The 20,868-nt window shown below is 68.4% G+C and carries 19 protein-coding genes, 1 tRNA gene and 1 pseudogene; 7 read left to right on the forward strand and 14 right to left on the reverse strand.

Annotated features, from left to right (window positions below):
* Window positions 1-15: 15 nt before the first annotated feature.
* The 5 genes and pseudogenes from QR64_RS18835 to QR64_RS18855 all read right to left on the reverse strand — a co-directional run bounded on the left by QR64_RS18835 (window position 16) and on the right by QR64_RS18855 (window position 7,274).
* On the reverse strand, window positions 16-1,905 hold the full coding sequence (locus QR64_RS18835; protein WP_006552525.1) for an ABC transporter ATP-binding protein: 1,890 nt from the start codon (window positions 1,903-1,905) through the stop codon (window positions 16-18).
* Window positions 1,902-3,629, reverse strand: a complete 1,728-nt coding sequence (locus QR64_RS18840; RefSeq protein WP_006552526.1) for an ABC transporter ATP-binding protein — start codon at window positions 3,627-3,629, stop codon at window positions 1,902-1,904. Before QR64_RS18840 ends, QR64_RS18835 begins: the two co-directional genes overlap by 4 nt.
* An 87-nt stretch (window positions 3,630-3,716) precedes the next feature.
* A pseudogene (locus QR64_RS18845) lies at window positions 3,717-6,052 on the reverse strand (MMPL family transporter); the annotation flags it as partial.
* 67 nt (window positions 6,053-6,119) lie between these two features.
* Complete coding sequence (locus tag QR64_RS18850) at window positions 6,120-6,713, reverse strand: TetR family transcriptional regulator (protein ID WP_006552528.1); 594 nt, start codon at window positions 6,711-6,713, stop codon at window positions 6,120-6,122.
* Between the two features lie 96 nt (window positions 6,714-6,809).
* On the reverse strand, window positions 6,810-7,274 hold the full coding sequence (locus tag QR64_RS18855; protein ID WP_024102742.1) for an RrF2 family transcriptional regulator: 465 nt from the start codon (window positions 7,272-7,274) through the stop codon (window positions 6,810-6,812).
* A gap of 197 nt (window positions 7,275-7,471) precedes the next feature.
* Between QR64_RS18855 and QR64_RS18860 the strand changes: the two genes are divergently transcribed.
* A complete protein-coding gene (locus tag QR64_RS18860; RefSeq protein ID WP_039586724.1) occupies window positions 7,472-8,419 on the forward strand; it encodes a sterol desaturase family protein in 948 nt (315 codons plus the stop codon).
* Here QR64_RS18860 and QR64_RS18865 read toward each other — a convergent pair.
* Window positions 8,400-9,086, reverse strand: coding sequence for a YceI family protein (locus QR64_RS18865; RefSeq protein WP_006552531.1), 687 nt, complete (start codon window positions 9,084-9,086; stop codon window positions 8,400-8,402). The genes QR64_RS18860 and QR64_RS18865 overlap by 20 nt on opposite strands.
* Before the next feature lie 9 nt (window positions 9,087-9,095).
* A complete protein-coding gene (locus QR64_RS18870) occupies window positions 9,096-10,640 on the reverse strand; it encodes an MFS transporter (protein ID WP_112319922.1) in 1,545 nt (514 codons plus the stop codon).
* Between the two features lie 98 nt (window positions 10,641-10,738).
* On the opposite strand from QR64_RS18870, the gene QR64_RS18875 reads away from it, so the two are divergent.
* A complete protein-coding gene (locus QR64_RS18875; RefSeq protein ID WP_039586725.1) occupies window positions 10,739-11,281 on the forward strand; it encodes a TetR/AcrR family transcriptional regulator in 543 nt (180 codons plus the stop codon).
* Window positions 11,282-11,344: 63 nt separating this feature from the next.
* On the opposite strand, the gene QR64_RS18880 is transcribed toward QR64_RS18875, so the two are convergent.
* Window positions 11,345-11,839: a metallophosphoesterase family protein gene (locus tag QR64_RS18880; RefSeq protein WP_006552534.1), complete on the reverse strand. Its 495-nt coding sequence runs from the start codon at window positions 11,837-11,839 to the stop codon at window positions 11,345-11,347.
* 77 nt (window positions 11,840-11,916) lie between these two features.
* Here QR64_RS18880 and QR64_RS18885 point away from each other — a divergent pair, with 77 nt between their 5' ends.
* Together QR64_RS18885 and QR64_RS18890 are read left to right on the forward strand one after the other, a co-directional pair.
* A complete protein-coding gene (locus tag QR64_RS18885; RefSeq protein WP_006552535.1) occupies window positions 11,917-12,714 on the forward strand; it encodes an SDR family oxidoreductase in 798 nt (265 codons plus the stop codon).
* 69 nt (window positions 12,715-12,783) lie between these two features.
* Window positions 12,784-13,404 (forward strand): hypothetical protein, encoded by a 621-nt coding sequence (locus QR64_RS18890; protein ID WP_235367229.1) that lies wholly within the window; start codon window positions 12,784-12,786, stop codon window positions 13,402-13,404.
* Here QR64_RS18890 and QR64_RS18895 read toward each other — a convergent pair.
* From QR64_RS18895 to QR64_RS18910, 4 genes are all read right to left on the reverse strand, one after another.
* A complete protein-coding gene (locus QR64_RS18895; protein ID WP_235367230.1) occupies window positions 13,358-14,107 on the reverse strand; it encodes an alpha/beta fold hydrolase in 750 nt (249 codons plus the stop codon). The two genes, QR64_RS18890 and QR64_RS18895, sit on opposite strands and share 47 nt — an antisense overlap.
* Window positions 14,108-14,246: 139 nt before the next feature.
* Window positions 14,247-14,337, reverse strand: a tRNA-Ser gene (locus QR64_RS18900).
* A 46-nt stretch (window positions 14,338-14,383) separates the two neighbouring features.
* Window positions 14,384-14,860, reverse strand: coding sequence for a nucleoside deaminase (locus tag QR64_RS18905; RefSeq protein ID WP_039586728.1), 477 nt, complete (start codon window positions 14,858-14,860; stop codon window positions 14,384-14,386).
* Entirely contained in the window at window positions 14,861-15,421 is a 561-nt protein-coding gene (locus QR64_RS18910) for a tRNA adenosine deaminase-associated protein (protein WP_024102735.1), read from the reverse strand.
* A 48-nt stretch (window positions 15,422-15,469) separates the two neighbouring features.
* Here QR64_RS18910 and QR64_RS18915 point away from each other — a divergent pair, with 48 nt between their 5' ends.
* A complete protein-coding gene (locus QR64_RS18915; RefSeq protein ID WP_024102734.1) occupies window positions 15,470-16,432 on the forward strand; it encodes a prephenate dehydrogenase in 963 nt (320 codons plus the stop codon).
* Window positions 16,420-17,766 (forward strand): amidase, encoded by a 1,347-nt coding sequence (locus QR64_RS18920; protein ID WP_039586730.1) that lies wholly within the window; start codon window positions 16,420-16,422, stop codon window positions 17,764-17,766. Before QR64_RS18915 ends, QR64_RS18920 begins: the two co-directional genes overlap by 13 nt.
* Here the strand turns inward: QR64_RS18920 and QR64_RS18925 are convergent.
* Together QR64_RS18925 and QR64_RS18930 are read right to left on the reverse strand one after the other, a co-directional pair.
* Window positions 17,763-18,362, reverse strand: a complete 600-nt coding sequence (locus QR64_RS18925) for a putative glycolipid-binding domain-containing protein (protein ID WP_072740572.1) — start codon at window positions 18,360-18,362, stop codon at window positions 17,763-17,765. The genes QR64_RS18920 and QR64_RS18925 overlap by 4 nt on opposite strands.
* Before the next feature lie 86 nt (window positions 18,363-18,448).
* Window positions 18,449-19,468 carry a hypothetical protein gene (locus tag QR64_RS18930; protein WP_039586732.1) on the reverse strand — a complete coding sequence of 340 codons (1,020 nt, stop codon included), beginning with the start codon at window positions 19,466-19,468 and terminating at the stop codon, window positions 18,449-18,451.
* 157 nt (window positions 19,469-19,625) lie between these two features.
* Between QR64_RS18930 and QR64_RS18935 the strand changes: the two genes are divergently transcribed.
* Window positions 19,626-20,741, forward strand: coding sequence for a GIY-YIG nuclease family protein (locus QR64_RS18935; RefSeq protein WP_235367231.1), 1,116 nt, complete (start codon window positions 19,626-19,628; stop codon window positions 20,739-20,741).
* The last annotated feature ends 127 nt before the right edge of the window (window positions 20,742-20,868 follow it).

Consider the following 20,868-nt stretch of genomic DNA (forward strand, 5'->3'; position numbering starts at 1 on the left):
CGAAGTCTCCCGCGTTCACTCCACGAGTGCCTTGAACTGCGCGTCGTACAGCCTCGCGTACGCACCGGCCGCCTCGAGCAGCCCCTCGTGGGTGCCCTGTTCGACGATCCGTCCGTCCTCCATCACCACGATGCGGTCGGCGTTCCGGATGGTCGACAGGCGGTGAGCGATGACGAAGCTGGTGCGGTCGTCGCGCAATCGCGCGGTGGCCTGCTGGACGAGCAGTTCGGTGCGGGTGTCGACCGAGCTCGTCGCCTCGTCGAGGATGAGGATCGACGGCTTGGACACGAACGCCCGCGCGATCGTGATGAGCTGACGCTCACCGGCGCTGAGGTTGCCGTCGTTCTCCTCGTCGATGATCGTGTCGTAGCCGTCGGGCAGGGCCCGCACGAAACGGTCGACGTAACTCATCCTGGCCGCGGACATGATCTGGTTCTCGGTGGCGTACGGATTGCCGTAGGCGATGTTCTCGCGGATGGTGCCGCCGAACAGCCAGGTGTCCTGCAGAACGATGCCGATGCGCGAGCGCAGTTCGTCGCGGGACATCGAACGGATGTCCACGCCGTCGACGAGGATCCGGCCCGCGTCGACCTCGTAGAAGCGCAGGATCAGGTTGATGAGGGTGGTCTTGCCGGCGCCCGTGGGTCCGACGATCGCGATCATCTGACCCGGTTCGGCCCGCAACGACAGGTTCTCGATGAGCGGCCGATCGGGGGTGTACGAGAAGGCGACGTTCTCGAACTCGACGAGTCCGTGCCGGCTCCACGGCATCGTCGGCGCCGCGACCTCCGGTTCCTCCTCCGGTTCGTCGAGCACCGCGAACACCCGCTCGGCCGACGCCGACGCCGACTGCAGGAGGTTGACCATCGCGCCGATCTGCGCGAGCGGCTGCACGAGCTGACGCGAGTACTGGATCATCGCCTGGATCTCACCGAGCGTCGCGGTGCCCGACGCGATCCGCAGACCACCGAGCACGGCGATGACGACATAGCCGACGTTGCCGAGGAAGGTCACGAACGGCATCACCAGTCCGGACACGAACTGCGCGCGGTAGGAGGCCTGGTACAGCGACTCGTTGGTGTCGGTGAAGCGTCGCTGCACCTCCGCGGTCCGGCTGTAGGCGGTGATGAGCTCGTGCCCGGTGAAGGCTTCCTCGATCTGCCCGTTGAGCTTGCCGGTCGTCTCCCACTGCGCGAGGAAGTGCTTGCGCGAGCGACGCGCGATCACTGCCGTCGCCACGACCGACGCCGGGACGGTCAGGATCGCGACGAGCGCGAGCATCGGCGAGATGAACAGCATCATCACCACGAGACCGAGCAGCGTCAGCACCGCGAGGACGAGCTGGGAGATGGACTCCTGCATGCCCGCCGCGACGTTGTCGATGTCGTTGGTGACGCGGCTGAGCAGGTCGCCGCGCGAATGCGTGTCGAAGTACCGCAGCGGCAACCGGTGGATCTTGCGTTCGATCCGCGACCGCATGTCGCGCACGACGCGCTGCACGATCTCGTTGAGGCCGTAGGCGGCGACCCAGATCAGACCGGACGAGAGCAGGTACAGCGCCAGGACGATGACGAGGATCCGGCCGAGGGCCGAGAAGTCGATGCCGAGTCCGGGCACCACGTCCATCCCCGAGACCATGTCGGCGAACTGGTCGCGGCCCTCGGCGCGCAGACCGGCGACGGCTTCTTCCTTGGTCTGTCCGGCGGGGAACTGCATGCCCACCACCCCGTCGAAGATGACGTCGGTGCCGCGGCCGAGCACGAAGGGCGCCACCGACATGCTCACGACGCCGAGGAAGGCGGAGAGCAGCACCGAGTAGACGGCGTAGCGGTGCGGGTGGAGCAGGCCGAGCACCCGGCGGACGGTGCGCAGACGCGACGGTGCCGCCGCTTCCGGAGTCGTCATATCGTGGCCATCCTCTGCGACTCGACGATCTCCGAGTACGTCCGGCACCGGCCGAGCAGACCGAGATGCGTCCCGGAATCGACCATGACGCCGTTGTCGAGGACGACGATGCGGTCGGCGTCCTGCACGGTGGAGACCCGCTGCGCGACGATGAGCACGCACGCGTCGCGCGTCTCGGGTTCGAGCGCCGCGCGCAGGCGGGCGTCGGTCGCCGGGTCGAGTGCGGAGAAGGCGTCGTCGAACAGGTAGATGGCGGGCCGGCGGACGAGGGCGCGAGCGATCGCGAGGCGCTGCCGCTGCCCGCCGGAGACCGTGGTGCCGCCCTGGGAGAGGACCGTGTTCAGTCCGTCCTCGGTCTTGTGGACGAAGTCGGCGGCCTGCGCGACCTCGAGGGCGTGCCACAGTTCGTCGTCGGTGGCGTCGGCGCGTCCGTACCGGAGGTTGTCGGCGATGGTGCCGGAGAACAGGTAGGCCTTTTGCGGCACGACGGCGATGCGCGAGCGCAGCACGTCGGTGTCGAGCGCCCGGACGTCGACACCCGCGACGAGCACCTGCCCGGCGGTGACGTCGATGAGCCGCGGCACGAGGCGCATCATGGTGCTCTTGCCCGATCCGGTGCCGCCTATGATCGCGGTGGTGGAACCGGGGTCGGCGCGGAACGACACCCCGCTGAGCACGGGAGCGTCGGCACCGGGATACGAGAAACCGGCATTGCGGAGTTCGAGGGTGACGCGGGTCGGGAGTTCGCGGACCGGTTCGGCGGGCGAAGACACCGTCGGTTCGGTGTCGAGCACGTCGAGGATGCGCTCGGCGCAGACCGCGGCGCGCGGAGCCATGATCGCGACGAACGACGTCATGAGCACGGCCATGAGGATCTGGGCTATGTAGGTGATCATCGCGGTGATGGAGCCGACCTGCATCGCACCGGAGTCGATACGGTGGGCGCCCACCCACAGGACGCCGACGGTGCTCACATTCGAGATCAGCAGCACCGCCGGGTACAGCACGGAGTTCACACGGCCGACGCGCAAGGCGGTGGCGGTGAGGTCGTCGTTGGCGCCGTCGAAGCGGGCCTTCTCGGTTTCGTCGCGCACGAATGCCCTGATCACGCGGATGCCGGTGATCTGCTCGCGCAACACCCGATTCACAGAGTCGATGCGCTTCTGCATGACCCGGAAGCCGGGCAGCATGAGCGCGATGAGCGCGGCCATGGTGAAGATCAGCACCGGGACGGCGACGACCAGCACGAGCGAGGTGCCGGGGTCCTGGCGGATCGCCATGATGACGCCACCGATCCCCATGATCGGGGAGGTCACGACGATGGTGCAGGTCATCAGCACGAGCATCTGAACCTGCTGCACGTCGTTGGTGTTGCGGGTGATCAGCGACGGGGCACCGAACGTCCCGAACTCGCGCGCCGAGAACCGCCCCACATTCCGGACGAGCGCGAGCCGCACGTCGCGGCCGAAGCCCATCGCGGCGCGCGCCGCGAAGTAGACGGCACCGGTCGCGGCGCCGACCTCGACGGCGCTGATGACGAGCATCAGCAGACCGGTCCGGACGATGTAATCGATGTCCCCGGTCGCCACGCCGTTGTCGATGATGTCGGCGTTGAGACTCGGGAGCAGCAACATGCCCCCGGTCGCGACCAGCTGCAGGAGTACGACCCCCGCGAGGGCACCCCGATAGGGCGCCATGAAGCGGCGCAACAGCCGTAGCAACATGGGCATTACGCTACCTGCGACTCCCTGCAGCAATCTTCACGATCCATCCGGGCGGCCACGCACCGCGTCGGGTACGTGGCCGCCCGNCACACGCGTGCGGATTCCGGTGCGGGCTCGGTGGCACCGAGCTCGCGGGTGAGCTTCTCGCCCTCGACGTCGACGTTCGGAAGGATCCGGTCGAGCCACTTCGGCAGCCACCACGCCTTGTCGCCGAGTAGCGCCATCACCGACGGGATGATGACCATGCGGACGATGAAGGCGTCGAAGAAGACCGCCGCGGCGAGTGCGAAACCGATCGACTTGATCAGCGAGTCCGGTTCGGCGATGAACGCCGCGAACACCGAGATCATGATGATCGCCGCTGCGCTCACCACGCGCGCGCCGTGTGCGAAGCCGCTGCGGACGGCCTCGAGTGCGCTCGCGCCGTGGACGTAGTCCTCACGCATACGCGTCACCAGGAACACTTGGTAGTCCATCGCAAGACCGAAGACGACGCCGATGAGGATGATCGGCATGAAGCTCACGATGGGCTGCGGGTTGGCGATCAGGCCGCCCCAGCCCTCCTGGAAGACCGCGACGGTGGCACCGAAGGTCGCCAGGACGCTGAGCAGGAAGCCGAGGGTTGCGGTGAGCGGCACCAGGATCGAGCGGAACACCAGCATCAGCAGGATGAAGGCGAGGCCGACGACGACCGCGAGGTACGGAGCCAGTGCGCTCTGGAGGCTGTCGGAGACGTCGCCCTCGAGCGCGGTCTGGCCGGTCACGCCGTAGGACAGGCCGAACTCCTCGTTCAGCTCGGTCTCGCCGTCGCGGATGCTCTGGACGAGGTCCATCGTCGCGGGATCGGTCGGGCCGCTGCGCGGAGTGACGAGGATCTGGGCGGTGTCTCCCGCCTCGTTCACCGCGACGATCTGGGCGTTGACGACCTCGTCGTTCTCGTACAGCTTGCCGACGACGGCACCGAACGCGACTGGGGCCTCCACGTCGGCGTTCTGGGTGTCGACGACGACGACCAGCGGGCCGTTGCGTCCGGGACCGAATCCCTCGTCGACCAGGTCGTAGGCCTTGCGGGCGCTGGTCGCCGGGTCGGCGGTGGCCTCCGACGGCAGGGCGAGGTTCAGTCCGGTGGCGGGCAGCGCGAGCGCACCGAGGAGGACCACACCGGCGATGAGCGGGATGGCCGGGCGTCGCGTGATCAGGCCGACGAACTTGGCGCCCGCCTTGGGGGTGTCGTCGTCGGAACCGCGCTTGTTCAGGAACGGGATGCGGCCGGCGAAGGCCTTCTCCCCGAACAGTCCGAGCACGGCGGGCAGCAGCGACACGGCGATGAGCACGGCCATGAGCACCGTGAACGCGGCAGCGTAACCCATGACCGACAGGAACGGGATGCCGACGACGCTCAGCGCCATGAGGGCGATGATGACCGTCAGGCCGGCGAAGACGACCGCGGAACCGGCGGTGCCCACGGCACGGCCGGCGGCCTCGGTGCGATCAGAGGTGATGGTGAGTTCGTGCCGGAAGCGCGAGACGATGAACAGCGAGTAGTCGATCGCCACGGCCAGACCGATCATGACCGCCAGCGTCGGGGTCATCGAGCTGAGGTCGGCGAAGCCGGAGGCGATGGTGATGCCGAGGCTGCCGATGCCGACGCCGACGAGTGCGGTGACCAGCGGAAGTCCGGCGGCGACGAGCGAGCCGAAGGTCAGGGTGAGCACGATCGCGGCGATGCCGATGCCGATGAGTTCGGCGGTGCCACCGGGCATGCCCATCTCGGCGGCAGCCGTACCGCTGACCTCGACGGTCAGGCCGGCGTCACGGCCGATCTCGGCGGCGTCGAAGATCTGGTCGCGCAGGGCCTGGTCGACGTCGGTGATCTCGCCCTCGAACGGGACGGTGACGAAGCCGACGGTGCGGTCGGCGCTCAGCGGCGACAGGGCCTGGGCGTCGGACAGCGCAGCCTCTTCGGAGGTGCCCTGCTGCGCGGCGACGGCCTTCATCTGCTCGACGAGACCGGCGTCGGCGAGGACCGGGTTGACCAGCGCGCCGGCCTGTTCCTCCGGCGAGGCGGTGGCGGGGTCGACCTTGGCGGGCGGCGAGACGCGGTCGATGCCGCGGACCGCGGCGAGGACCTCGTCGACGGCGGCCAGGTTCTCGGGGTCGTCGAGCGTCTGCCCGTCGGGCGCGGCGAAGACGTAACGCGCGCTGAGCCCGTTCATCGGATCTTCGGTCGACGGGAACCGCTCCGCCATGAGGTCCTGGGTCTTCTGCGCGGGGGTGCCCGGAAGCGTGAACGCGTCCGTGGTGGGCCCGGACAGGGTTGCTGCACCTACCCCGAAGAGCACGAGCAGCGCGATCCAGAAGGACAGCACTGCGCCCTTCCGTCGGTGGGCGAACTTGCCCAGCCGGTACAGGTAGGTCGCCACGGGGCACCCTTTCTATGTCGGAAGATCCTGGTGGGGTCGGATGGTCGGAACGGACAGAGGTCCGGAATCAGGAGAATCCGCGTCGGAGCTGGTCGAACGCCTCGCGGATGAGCTCTTCGACCGACCGGTCCGTCGTCCCGGTCGCGTGTGTCTCCATGGCCGCGCGCACGGCGCCCATGGCGGCGTAGTTCAGCAGCGAGGGGTACAGGTCGGCATCGGGGTCGGTGCCGGTGCGTTCGGCGATGATCTCGACGAGCAACTGCGACGAACGCCGCTCGACCTCGATCTGCCGGGACAACAGCACGTTGCTCTCCTCGAGCAGGGTGATGCACGCGACGATCTCGCCGAACGGCCAGTCGGGGTTCTGCACGACGTCCAGGGCCACCGTGAGCAGCGAATCCATGATGTCCTCGTCGGCGGGACGATCGCGCAGCAGGTCGATCCACTCCTCGACCCGAGTCTCGAGATACGCGAGGACGGCGTCTTCCTTGCTCGCGAAGTAGTTGTGGAAGGTGCGGGTCGAGACACCCGCGCGCGCTGCGATCGCATCGGCCGTCACGGCGGCCAGACCGTGTTCACGAGCGAGTTCGGCCGCGGCGGTCGCGAGAGCCGCACGAGTGGCCGCCTTCTTGCGGTCGCGCAGGCCGGGAGTGATGGTCACTCCATCCAGGTTACTGATTTTGCAGAGTTCTGTAAGTTTGCAGAGTCATGCAAATTTATGACATCGCCCACAGGCGTTCCCGGCCTATCGCGGGCTTCACACCCGGCGACGCTCCCAGGCGCCCGGATCCTTCGTAAGATCCTCCACGAAACCGGGGAGGTCTCCCGTGACGACATCCGCGAGCGATACCTCTTCGAGCACGGCGCGCAGGTTCACACGCACCGCGATCCACACGTCCTGCAGCCGTTCGGCCGCCCCGCTGTAGACGACGTCCTCGGGCCGCTCGCCACGCACCGACGCCAGCGGGCCCTCGACCGTGCGGATGATGTCGGCAATGGAGATCTCGGCCGCGGGTCGCGCGAGCCAGTAACCGCCCTCCGGTCCCCGCCGGCTGTTCACCAACCCACCGCGACGCAGGTCGGCGAGAACGGCCTCGAGGAACTTGTGCGGGATGGTCTGCGCCGTCGCGAGGGTCTCCGCCTTCGTCAGGCGACCGTCCTCGATCGCCGCGAGTTCGAGCAGGGTCCGCACGGCGTAGTCGACCCTCGCGGTGATGTGCATGCCATGCCTCTCGCGCTGCCTGATGTCGTCGGCCGGCCCGTCTCGACGGGACGGGTCAATTCCTACCAGCAATACCGAACCACCCGGAATCGTGAGGACGCGAGTCGCCACCCGGGTCCCGATTCGAGGGCCCTGGTGATGCAAGCCACACCAGCGGTAATGTGGACGGTTGTTCACAGCTATCGGAGGTCGTTGCGATGTGGGAAACCCTGCAGGAATCGTGGGGGTCGCTGCTCGACCCCCTCCACGATCCGGTGACCCTGGCGATTCCCGCCTTCCTCACCTTCCTGATCCTCGAATGGATCGCGGCCCGCACCCTCGAACACGTCGAGCCGGGCCCCGACGGACGCACCCGCCCCCCGCGCGGCGGCTACGAGAAGCGGGACGCACGCGCGAGCATCTCGATGGGTCTGGTCTCCATCGTCACGAGCGCCGCATGGAAGGTGCTGGCCCTCGTCGGATATTCGGCCCTGTGGGTCTACGTCGCACCCTGGCACCTGCCCGCCGACGCCTGGTACACGTGGGTGATCCTGCTCGTCGGCATCGACGTCCTCTGGTACTGGTACCACCGGATGGCGCACCGCGTCCGCCTGGTCTGGGCGACCCACCAGGCGCACCACTCGAGCGAGTACTTCAACTACGCGACCGCGCTGCGCCAGAAGTGGAACAACAGCGGCGAGATCATCATGTGGCTGCCGCTCCCCCTGATCGGCATCCCACCGTGGATGGTTTTCGTCGGCTTCTCCGTCAGCCTCGTCTACCAGTTCTTCGTGCACACCGAGCGGGTCGGCACGCTCCCCCGCCCGATCGAATTCGTGTTCAACACGCCCTCGCACCATCGGGTGCACCACGGCTCCGATCCCGACTACCTCGACCGCAACTACGCGGGCATCCTCATCATCTGGGACCGGATGTTCGGCACCTTCAAGGCCGAGGACCACCGGCCCACCTACGGGCTCACCAAGCCCGTCGGCACGTACAACATCTGGGACCTGCAGACGCACGAGTACCGGGCGATCGCCCGCGACTGGCGTACGGCCGGGACGTTCCGCGACAAGCTCGGTTACGCCTTCGGCCCGCCCGGCTGGGCGCCGAAACAGACCCACGCGGAGGAGACCGAGAACGTCAGTTCTGCTCGAACGTGACGAGGAAGTCGACGCTGCCCGCGCCGTCGACCGTCACGAATCCGAGGTTCGGCGGCTCCACGCCGTAATCGGTCCAGGTGGTGGGGATGCTCCCCGACGCCACGAGACGCTCACCCGTGCGCAGGACGTCGACGTCGACGGTCACGGGCCGTTCGGCGCCGCGCAGGGTGAGCGTGCCGGTCGCGGTGACGGAACCGATGCTGCCGTCGTCGGGCAGGGACGTCAGATCCACGGGCTCGGTGAGGGCGAACGTCGCCGTCGGGTGCGCCGCGGTGTCCATCACCCGAGTGCGAAACTGGCCGTCGCGCTGGCCACTGTCGGTGGTGATGCCCTCGACCTGCACGACGACCTCGGCGGCCTCGAGGGTGCCGTCGGTGATGGTCGCCGAACCGGAGACCTGATCGGTGCTGCCCACCACGGTGACGTCGGCCCCGCGCAGGATCTCGTGCACCGTGTAGCCGGCGGCGGTGCGGTTGGGTTCGGCACCCTCGACGACGGTCCACTCCCCGTCGAGCTCACCGGTCGCGGCTTCGGCACCTTCGGTCGAGACGGACGCGGCGGGCGCGTCGTCCTCGGCGATGAACGTCCCGTATACCCATGGGGCGACGAAGAAGCCGAGCAGCGCCACGACCACGACGGCGACGAGCGCCCACACCAGTTTCCGCATCCTGCAAATTTAAACGATGTCGGATTCCGTGTGGGGTGCTACGTCACTGCGGGGGCGCAACGTGAGCCACGCGATTCCGGCGGAGGCGATCATGAGGACCACCCCGATCCCGGAGGTGATCGTGACGCCGCTGTCGAACGCCGATCCTGCTGCGGCGAGCAACGCGTCGGCCCGGTCGGCGGGCAGGTTCCCGGCCACGGCGTGGGCGCCGCCGAGCGTCTCCCGAGCAACCTCCGACTGTTCCGTGCTCAGCCCGGCAGGGAGCAGGAGATGCGCAGTGTAGGACGCGGAGAGCACCGACCCGAGGATCGCCGTACCGAGCACGGCACCCATCTCGTAGGCCGTCTCCGACACCGCCGACGCGGCACCGGCCTTCGCGGGCGGGACACTCGACACGATGAGGTCGTTCGACAGCGTCTCCGCCGCACCGATACCCGCGCCGAGGACCGCGAACGCCACGATGATCGGGGTGAGCGCCGACGGTGAGGCGAGCAGGAACACCAGCGCGTAGCCGGTCGCCGAGAGCAGGAGCGCGCAGACGATGATCGACGACGGCTGCACCCACCGCACGAGCGCGACGACCGACATCCCGGCCACGACCATCACCGCCAGTCCCGGGACCAGGCTCAGTCCGGCCTCCATCGGGCTCTGTCCGATCACGAGTTGCAGATGCTGGGACACGAAGAACAGGAAGCCCACGAGGGAGACGACGGACAGCAGGTTCACCGCGACGGCACCGGAGAAGGTGGGCACGCGGAACAGACGGACGTCGAGCATGGGGTTCGGGCGCTGCAACTGCCGGCGCACGAACGCGACGAGCGCGACCACACCGACCACGGCCGGAACGACGGCGACGGCACCGAGGCCACTGTCGGCGATCTTCTTGATCGCGAAGACGATCGGCGCAAGGGTCAGCAGTGACAGCGCGATGCTCACGATGTCGATGCGGCCCGGATTCGGGTCCTTCGACTCGGGGACGAACATCGGCGCGAGCACGAGCAGCGGGATCAGCACCGGCACGGCCAACAGGAAGACCGAGCCCCACCAGGCATGTTCGAGCAGGAATCCGCCCATGATCGGCCCGAGTGCAGCGCCCGCCGCGAAACACGAGGCCCAGATCGCGATGGCGAGACGGCGCTGGGTGGCATCGAGAAAGATGTTGCGCAGCAACGACAGCGTGGACGGCATGAGCATGGCCCCGAAGAAGCCGAGTGCACCGCGGGCGGTCACGAGCAGTTCCGCGGAAGGTGCGTAGGCCGCAGCGACCGAGACGGCGGCGAATCCGGTCGCGCCGATGAGCAACAGGCGGCGTCGCCCGATGCGGTCGCCGAGGCTGCCCATCGCCACCAGCAGACCTGCGAGCACCAGCGGGTAGATGTCGATGATCCACAACTGTTGCGCAGCGGTGGGCTGCAGCGCGGAGGAGATCCCGGGCAGCGCGAAGGCCAGGACGGTGTTGTCGACCGACACGAGCAGCACCGGAAGCATCAGTACCGCGAGCGCGACCCAGTCCCGAGGAGCCGCCTTCGTCACGGTGGGTTCCGAAACAGGCACAGATGTCGCCACGGATATCGAACTTTCGCGAGAGAGGAATCGAACCGTCGTTACTGTACCAGCTGGACGGTACAGTAACCACGTCGTACGATCGGGCCGTGCCACCTGCCCCTGCCGCCCGCGCCAAACTTCTCGACGCCTTCGTGACGATCCTGCTCGAGCAGGGCGAGCGCGCCGCGACACTCGAGTCCGTCGCCGCGGCGGCGAACGTGTCCAAAGGTGGTCTGCTCTATCACTTCCCGTCCAAGGACGCCCTCGTCGAGGCTCTCGCCGAACACCTCGAGACACTCGCAGCCGACGACGCCGAACTGATGCGCACGGCTCCCGAAGGACCGGCGACCTACTACATCCGCACCTCGGTCTTCGCCGACACCCCGCTCGACCGGGCCATCGTCGCCCTGACCCGCCTGAGCCAGACCGCGAACCCGCGCGCCCAGCAGGCGCTGCGCCGCATCCATCAGGGCTGGTTCGAGGCACTGTCCGACGAGGTCACCGATCCCGCTGCGGCACGAGCGGTGATGCTCATCGGCGACGGGCTCTACTACGGCGCCGCCATGTCGGGCGAGACAAGCACGACGCCGCCCGGGGACGTCGACGAACTCCTGAAAGTCGTGCGGAAACTGATCGGCCCGAGCGACTGAGTTCGGGGAGGTTGAGTGCGTCCGTTCGCGGAAATACGCACACAACCTCCCCTTCGATCGCCCTCACCCGAGCCGATGCAGTTCGACGTCGCGGAGCACGCCGTCGTCGATGGTCGCGGTCATGTAGGTGCAGTACGGCTGCCGACGCCGGTCGGTGGGTGAACCCGGGTTGAGCAGGCGCAATCCGCTCGGCGCGGTCGTGTCCCAGGGGATGTGCGAGTGGCCGAAGACGAGGACGTCGGTGTCGGGATAGGCCGCGGCCATCCGATTGTCGCGCCCGGTCGACGCCCCGGTCTCGTGCACCACCGCGACGCGCACACCGTCGAGGGTCACCCGCGCGACCTCCGGCAGCCGTTCCCGCAGGAGCGGACCGTCGTTGTTGCCCCAACACGCGACCAGCTGCCGGGACCGCTCTTCCAGCGCGTCGAGCAGTGTCACGTCCATCCAGTCGCCCGCGTGGATCACCACGTCCGCGCGGGCCACCTCGTCCCACACCTGCGACGGCAGGTCGCGGGCGCGCGTCGGTACGTGGGTGTCGGCGAGCAGCAGCAGTCGCATGGCCCCAGTCTGCCGTGGGGTCACGGTCTGCCGTGGGTTCGCAGTGTGCCGCGGGCGCTCATGGGTAACCACGACGCATGACCACTCCAGCTCACGACAGACTCGCCATCGTCACCGGCGCCGACTCCGGCATGGGCAAGGCGACCGCCGAACTGCTCGCCACCGAGGGGTTCGACGTCGGCATCACCTTCCACACCGACGAGGCCGGGGCCGAGGACACCCGCGCCGGGGTCGAACAGCGCGGACAGCGGTGCTTCGTGGCCCGACAGGACCTGACCAGCCCGGACACCGCCGATGTGATCGACGAACTCACCGGAAAGCTCGGCGGTCTCGGGGTGCTGGTGAACAACGCCGGCACCGGACACCGCGACGAGGTGCTCGACCTGTCCTTCGAACGGTGGCGGGAGATGCTCTCCACCGACCTCGACGGCCCGTTCCTGTGCTCCCAACGCGCCGCGCGACACATGATCGACTCCGGGGGCGGCGGCCGCATCGTCAACATCACGAGCGTCCACGAGCACATCCCCCGCTACGGCGCCTCCGCCTACTGCACGGCGAAGGCCGGCCTCGGCATGCTCACGCAGTGCCTCGCCCTCGAATGGGCCCGCTACGGCATCACGGTCAACTCGGTGGCTCCCGGTGAGATCTCCACGCCCATGACCGGCATGGACGAATCCGAGGCCTTCCACGAGGAGCGACCGGGCAACCCCACCGGACGTCCCGGGCACGTCAACGAAGTTGCCTCCGTCGTCGCCTTCCTCGCGTCCCCACGCTCGTCGTACCTGACGGGGCGCTCGATCCCCGTCGACGGCGGCCTCATGTTGATGGCCGCGCACGGACACGACATGAACGACGGGAGTTGGCGCGAACTCTGACGACGACCGGCCGCCCATCCGCTAGCGTCCACCGGCGGATCGGTGGTCGACTCGGAATGGGGGAACTGGATGCGCACGACACCGCCTGCGGAGCGATTCGGGCCGGGAACGGCGAGGGGTTACCGAGCGACCCATCGTCCCGAGGTGTGGGGAGCGCTGATCGGCGCGGGTGGCGCGTCGGCCTTCATGCTCGTGAACGGTGCCGCTCTGGGATCACCGTGGACCTGGATCGTCGTTGTCGGATGGTTCTGCGCCATCGCTGTTTTCGTCTGGGCCGTGCTCATACGACCGCGGAGTTTCGAGCAGTTGGAGCCGCCCTCGAAGCAGGCATCGACGATCTACCTCGTGTCGGTCGCGGCCATGGTCGTGCTGATCGTCGGTGGCGCAAGGCTTCTCGCGTTGTTCGATCGTTCGGAACTGACGGTCGCGTGGGTGGTCTGCGTCGTCGGTGCGCACTTCGTTCCCTTCGCACGGGCCTTCGGCCGCGCGATGTTCCGGGTCATGGGCTGGGGAATGCTGGTGATCGGAATCGTCGGTCTGGCAGGAGGTCTCGCATCGCCTGCCGTGGCAGCCGTCGCCGGTGTCGCGGCGGGGCTGTGGATGTTCGCCGTGATGGCCGCCGACGCCGTCGGCCGACCTCTCGTCACCGGGCGTCGGCCCGACTCCACAGTTCCTCGAGCGCCTCGTTGACTCGTTCCGGCTGCTGGACGTGCGGGTAGAAACCGGGAACTTCGAGCAGTTCTCCCCCGATCCGGTCGGCGACGACCCGCGCCGTGACCGTCAGCGGATCTCCCGCCAGCCGCTTGTACTCGTCGGGTGCGCCCGCCCAGTCACCGACGACGACGAGCTTCGGCCACGGCGCCGCCGCGAGCGACTCGAGGGGGATGTCGGCGTCCCAGCACGGTCTCTCCCGCATCGACGTCGCCGCTGCGCGTAGTCGCTTCGGGGTGGGTTCCGTCGGCGGCATGCCGACGCTCTCCGTGATGAGACGCAGATAGTCCTCCGCAGTGAGCTCGGGCGGGAGCGTCACCTGGGACGCGCGAGCGCGGACGAGGTTCTCGGCGACCACCGGTTCGCTCTCCGCAACCTTCAGGCACCCGGGCTGGATCAGGCACAGCGACCGCACCAGGTCCGGCCGTTCCACCGCCGCGAGCATCGCTGCGACCGCACCGTACGAATGTCCGACGAGATGGGCGCCGTCACCGAGCAGTTCGACGATGTCGGCGGCGTCCACCTCGTAGTCGGTGCGATGGGCCCCGTCGAGATCCGGCGAGTCGCCGTGCCCGCGGCGGTCCATCAGGATCAGCCGACGTGACGCCCCCAAGGGCCGCTGCCGACCGAATCCGTAGGTCTCGTCGTCTCCCTCGGGCGCTTCGTCGACTCCGCAGTCCACTCGCAATCAAGTTCGCTATCCGCCACAGCAATTGCTGCGGCGGATAGCAAAAGCCGTAGCGGATGCTTCGGACCCCGGCCTTGGCGACCTGCAGACATGAGAAAAGCCCCTCACCTGCACTAACAGGTAAGGGGCTCTCTGGCGGTGGCGGTGGGATTTGAACCCACGGACGGGGGTTACCCGTCACGCGCTTTCGAGGCGCGCTCCTTCGGCCGCTCGGTCACGCCACCGCTGACGACTCTAGCGGATTGCAGGCCTCATCCTGAAATCGCCTGGTCACAGCTCCGAAGCCAGCCCTCGATGTTCCCGGAAGAACGCCTCGAGCACGGCCGCGCACTCGGCTTCGAGCACACCACCGCGCACTTCCGGACGGTGCGTGAGGCGCCGATCGCGCACCACGTCCCACAGCGACCCGACGGCGCCCGTCTTCGGCTCCCACGCCCCGAAGACCACCCGCGATACCCGGGAGAGCACCGACGCTCCCGCGCACATCGTGCAGGGTTCGAGGGTCACGGCAAGGGTTGCGCCCTCGAGACGCCATCCGTCGCCGTAGACCTGCGCTGCCGCGCGCAGAGCGAGCACCTCGGCGTGCGCTGTGGGGTCGCCGGTGGCCTCGCGGGAGTTCGCCGCTCGCGCGATCTCGGTGCCGTCCGGCCCGAACACCACCGCGCCCACCGGTACGTCACCGGCGGGCGCGGCAGCGGCGGCCTCCAGCGCGACCCGGATCAATGCCTCGTCGTCGCGCAGCCCCATCTAACGGAGCTTGTCCAGGGTGTTACCCAGGACGTCGTCGAAACCGAGTCGCTGGGCGATCTCGTCGAGTTGCTCGTCGGGATACAGGTCGGTCTCCGACAGGATCACCGAGAGCACCGGCTCGGGCAGACCCATGTCGGCCAGGATGCCGAGGTCGCCTTCCTCCCACGGCTCGATGTCGTCGAGCTCGTCGGGATCGATATCGGGGATCTCGATGTTCAGCGCATCGAGGACGTCGGCGGCGATGTCGTAGTCGACGGCCATCGTCGCGTCGGACAGCAGCAACCTCGTTCCCGCAGGTGCGGGACGCACGATGATGAAGAATTCGTCGTCCACATTCAGCAGACCGAAGACTGCGCCGGAACTTCTCAGCTCCCGCAACTCGGTCACTGCGGTATCGAGACTCGTCAGTGCGGCACCGGACAACACCCGGCACTTCCAACGACCTTCCTCCCGCGTCACGGCGACGGCGAAGCCGTCGAGGTCGTCGCTCGAATTCCCGGCGGGGTTCCCGCTCTGGGTCACGGAAGGGCTCTTGTTCCCTACACGCTGTGCAGCCATGGGCGCAACGGTAGTCGGCCACGTCCGGTGAATGAAGCCCAGCACGGGATATGCCAACCTGATGAGGTGTCCTCAGCCGTCTCTTCCCCGCCCGTCTGTGTCCTCGGCCTCGGTCTGATCGGTGGTTCTCTGCTGCGCGCCGCCGCGGCCACCGGAAGGCAGGCGTGGGGTTACAACAGGTCGTCGCAGGCCGTGGAGGCCGCCGTCGCCGACGGCTTCGACGCGTCCACCGACCTCACGGCCACGCTGCGTCGCGCAGCCGACACCAGCGCCCTGGTGGTGATCGCGGTGCCGATGCCGGCAGTGGGCAGCATCCTCGAGGCGGTGGCCGAGCACGCCCCCGAGGTCGCGCTCACCGACGTGGTGAGCATCAAGGCGGAAGTGGCCGCTGCCGTCGCCGCTCACGGCCTGTCGCGGCGTTTCGTGGGTGGACACCCCATGGCAGGTACGGCGGAGTCCGGCTGGACCGCTGGGACCGCCGACCTGTTCCGCGACGCGGTGTGGGTGGTGACCGTCGACGACGGCACCGATCCCGAGGTGTGGCGGCAGGTCGCCGACCTCGCGCTCGACTGCGGCTCCGTCGTCGTGCCCGCCGAATCCCGGGAGCACGACGCGGCGGTCGCGCGAGTCTCCCATCTCCCCCATCTCCTCGCCGAAGCGCTGGCCCTCTCGGGCGCCGGAGGCGGCGATCTCGCACTCGGTCTCGCCGCCGGCTCCTTCCGGGACGGCACACGGGTCGCCGCGACGGCCCCGGCCCTGGTCGACGCGATGTGCGAAGGCAACGCGGAAGCCCTGCTGGTCGCGCTGGACGAGACACTCGAGGTGCTGAGAACGGCCCGGGAGCAACTGGCCGACCGCAGCACCTCCGAACTCACCCGCGCCGGTCACGCGGCTCGGACCCGCTACGAACAGCGCCGTCGCGACCCCATCGTCGGCACGCAGCCCGGCGACGAGGGCTGGATCGCAGCGTTCCGCGAGGCCGGACGACGCGGTGGAGTGTGGACACGATGAACCTCCGCGACATCGCCTCGGCGCTGACCACCGGCAAGACGACCCCCACCGAACACGTCCGCTCGGTTCTCGCCGAACTCGACGCCCTCGTCGGGACCCCCTGGGGGAACACCGTCGCCGCCCGCAACGACGAGGCGGCGCTCGAAGCCGCAGCCCTCGCCGACGAGCAGATCGCCGCCGGGAGCTGGATCGGCCCGTTGCACGGCGTCGCGGTCGCGGTGAAGGACAACATCGACGTCGCCGGGTTCCCCACCCGCTGCGGCAGCGCGGTCCTCGCCGATGCGCCTCCGGCCCGGCGCGATGCTCGCGTCATCGAGAAGCTCCGCGAAGCCGGAGCCATCGTGGTGGCGAAGACCCATCTCCACGAGTTCGCCTACGGGCCCACCGGGTTGATCAATGTGTCCGGCGCGGCCCCCCACCCCCACAACCCGGACCTGATCAGCGGTGGTTCGTCGTCGGGCTCCGCAGTGCTGGTCGCGAGGGGCGTCGTGCCCGTCGCGCTGGGAACCGACACCGGCTGCAGCGTCCGTACCCCGGCGGCACTGTGCGGGATCGTCGGATTCAAGCCGGGCTTCGGTGCCCTGCCCGAGCAGGGCGTGTTCCCGCTGTCGACGACCTTCGACCACGTCGGTCTGCTCGCCGCCGACGCTCTGGACGCCTCACTCGCGTGGGGCGCCCTTCCGGGCATCGCGCACCTGCGCACCCCGGTCTCCGAACTGCGCATCGGACGCCTGCGGGGCGGCATCTGGGATCTGTCACCCGTCTTCGACGAGGCCGTCGAGACGGCGTGCCGCACCCTCACGGATCTGGGCGCCCGCGTCGTCGACGTGGAACTGCCCGAGACCGACGAGATGCTCGAGCTGTATCCCGTGGTCACCGGCTCGGAAGCATACGAGACGCATCGCGCGTGGTTCGAAGCCGATCCCGACCGCTACCAGCCTCCGACGGCCGCTCTGCTCGCCGCGCAACGCGACCGGCCGGCCTACGAATACATCCACGCGGCCCGGGCGGTGGCGCGACTACGTCACGACGTCGTGCACCGCCTCCGCACCGTGGACAAGCTCGACGCGCTGATCACCGTCACTACCGGCGTGCGTTCGGCGCCGCTGACGAGCGATCCCGTCGAGCTGCGCGCACCGCTGCTGCAGATGTGTGTCCCGTTCAGCGTCCTCGGTGTCCCCGCCCTGTCGGTGCCGGCTCCTGACGGCGGGTCGTCGCCGGTCGGACTCCAGATCGTCGGCCTCACCGGCGGCACGCACGGGCACGGCAGCCACCCCGCCGAATCGGCCGCGTTCGCCGTGGCGATGGCGGTGGAGGCGTCGGGACAGCCCTAGATGCGGGAGGCGAGTCCTCGGTACTCGAGGACGAAGCCGTCCTCGTCGACGGTCACCGACGACGACGAGCGCGGCGACAGCACATGGATGCCATCGGACGCACTGCTGTAGACGACCGTCGCCTCCTCGATGCTGAGATCGATGAGGTTGACGTAGACGACGGGCACCTCCACGTCGTCGGCTCCGGCCTGCAGGTCGTGCCGGCGGATGGGCAGGGCGTTGAAGAACGGGCTGAACACCACATCGACGTCCAACGCCCCGCCGAAGGTGGACCGCTGATGGTCGATGCCGTTGTCGGACATCCAGATGCCCTCTTCGGACCGAGTGAGGGACATGTGCCGTTCGCCCGAAGCGAGGGTGGTGCGCACCGACAATCGGCGGGTGACACCGTTCTCATCCGTCACCAGGTCGTACGACGCGCTGAAGGCCGGATGGTCGGTGCACTCCGCACCCACGATGCGACCGGACGCCTTGATGCGGCGGCCGGAGAGCTGTACTCGTACCGACTCCATCCGAGACGCATCGGCCGCACGCCACGTGAGTAGCGCGGGCCACGTCGACGCGGAACCGGTGGCGTCAGAGGCTGGGGTGCTCACGGTCTATACGGTATGCGACGAAGCGCACACGGTGGGCAGCGGTGCCGTGATTCGTCCACAACACGGTTGCGGCGGGGCCCACCTGCTCACGCCGTGTCCGGCAACGCCTCGTGCCGGGACATCTGACGCAGGTGGTGTGAGAACACCGACAGCGCCGCGGCGCCCACGGCGACGTTGAGCAGCGCCCCGAACTCCTGGACGGCGAACTCCAGCACGTCGACGAAGAAGACGGTGATCAACGCGGCCGTCCGGAGCGCACGGATCGCCCACCTCCGCCTGCGCCACAAACCCACCGATCCCACCACGCACAGCAGGACGGTGACGCCGGAGCCGACGAGCTGGATCACGGTCACCACGTTGCTCGTCCGCGCGGCGAGATCCTCCTCCAAGGTCACAGCGGCATTGAGGAGAATGCCGACGGAGAAAACGGTGAGCAGGGCTGCCGCGACGCGGACGCTGCGCTCACCTCGCAGTCGCTCCGGCAGCCGGAGCGACACCCACGAGAAGCGCGACGGTACCTCCCGGCACCGGGCGAGCAGGAGATCGATCTGTTCGACGACCTCGGGATCGACTCCACCCTCACGTGCGCGTTCGAGCTGCACTCGCGCCTGGTCGCGATCGGTCGGGGTCAGGCCGTGGGCGAGCCCGTCCGTCGCCGTGAGCGCGGCGTTGGCGAGATACTCGTCGGGCGACGGCCCGCGACGGAGGTGCACCGCTCGATTGACGACGAGCAGCAACACGACCACCACGTACATGATCGCCACCGAGGGTCGGTAGAAGTAGTCGTTGGTCTTCGTGACGAACTTGCCGACCTCGTCGAGGAAGAGGCCGAACCCGATACCGCCGAGCAGCACCGCGATGCGGTCGGGCGCCCTGCCGATGAAGGTCAACGAGACCATCAACGCGGCGACCATGAGCAGACCGCCCCACAGCACGTGAGCGATGTGCAGGACCGACCCGCCGACCTGCGGATAGCCCATCAGGTGCAGGTACAGACGGGTGACGAGGATGGTCGCGACGGCGATGATGAGAAGTGCTTCGACCTGCGCGGACGACGCGGTGTCCCGCAACAACCGAGAACGGGAACGGGTCCGCACCGCTGTCATGGCACGCGAGCTTATCCGGCTCGGGTTCTCCTCGGGTTCTTCCTCCGGATTCGGCGGCGCGGCGCCTGCGCGGAGCGACTCCCCAATCTTGTGTGTGGCCTAGAGTCGCTCTATGCGCACAGTGTGGACAGTTCCTCCGAACATTGCCCAAACTCTGTTGGAATCTCCCGAGATCCAGATGTTCCTGACCAGCAACGAGTTGCCGGATACAGCGGACGATCCACGCCAGAGACTTGCGGAGTTCACCCACGCGCTCGGCGCCCTCAGCCGTCACATCGGACGCACCTTCGGTTCCGTGGACGCAGCCAACCGCGAACTGTTCGGCGGCTCCGCCGGCAAGGTCCCCGTGGCACTGCGCCTGACCGTCCTGCGGGCTCTCGTGAACCATGTCGAAGACCGCGCCCCCAGCCCGAAACTGCTTCCGAAGAACATCTGCGACCAGCTCGGCGCCTACGTCTACGCCCTGCTCGACCCTCGCGACCGGAGCATCTTCTACGTCGGCGCCGGACGCGGAAATCGCATCTTCACCCTCGTCTGGACGGCGCTCGGAGAGACCTCGAAGCTGACCGAGGCCGGCGAGAAGACACCGCTGGTCACCCCCGAGACCGAGGCGGCTCTGCGGCGCATCCGAACCGTCTACGAGTCCGGCTACGCGGTGGAGCATTTCGTCGTGGCCGACGCGCTGAACCCGAAGACCGACGCCGACCACACCGCCGCAGTGACGGCCGAAGCGGTCATCGCGGCGCTCGGACTGACCGAACCGCACCGCGGCGAATGCGTACTCACCAACCTGGCGGGCGCAACCGAGGAGTCAGAAGCCGATCGCACGGCGATCCCGATCGCGGAGCTCGTCCGTCAGTACTCGGCCTCGCCTGCTCCCGAGCTGCCGACGCCATGCGTGGTGCTGCGGGTCAACGAAGCGAAGAAGGCGTCGCCGGCTGCGGTGCGCGAACTCGCGTCCAAGCCGTGGCCGGCAGGATCGGCGGCGCGTGGAATCGACGGACTGCCGATCATCGTCGTCGCCGACAACATCGTCCGCGCGGTCTACCGCGCTACCGGGTGGGAGGCAGCCGCTCGCACGGAGGAGAACGGCGGCACGATCCTCTACCGGTTCGTTGGGGAGGCCGACGAAGAGCTCGAGGGCAAGTTCGTGAACACTCGCGTCACGCCGGACCGGCTGGGTCTCAAGCGTTGGCCGTCGCACGGTTGGGCTCCGCGTCTGACGCGTGCACTGCCGCGGCCGGTCGCGCGTCCGAAGGCACCGCGCCCCTGATTCTCCGGCTGCTTCCCGGTTCGTCTGCGGACCGGGGAGCAGCTCGTGCCGGTTCTCGAAAACCGTTGGGCCGGCACATTTTCGGCTCTTCGCACTTGGTAGGGGCGGGTGTCGATCGACCCCGTTG

Source organism: Rhodococcus sp. Chr-9, from assembly GCF_000801125.1.
Taxonomy (GTDB): Bacteria; Actinomycetota; Actinomycetes; order Mycobacteriales; family Mycobacteriaceae; genus Rhodococcus; species Rhodococcus pyridinivorans.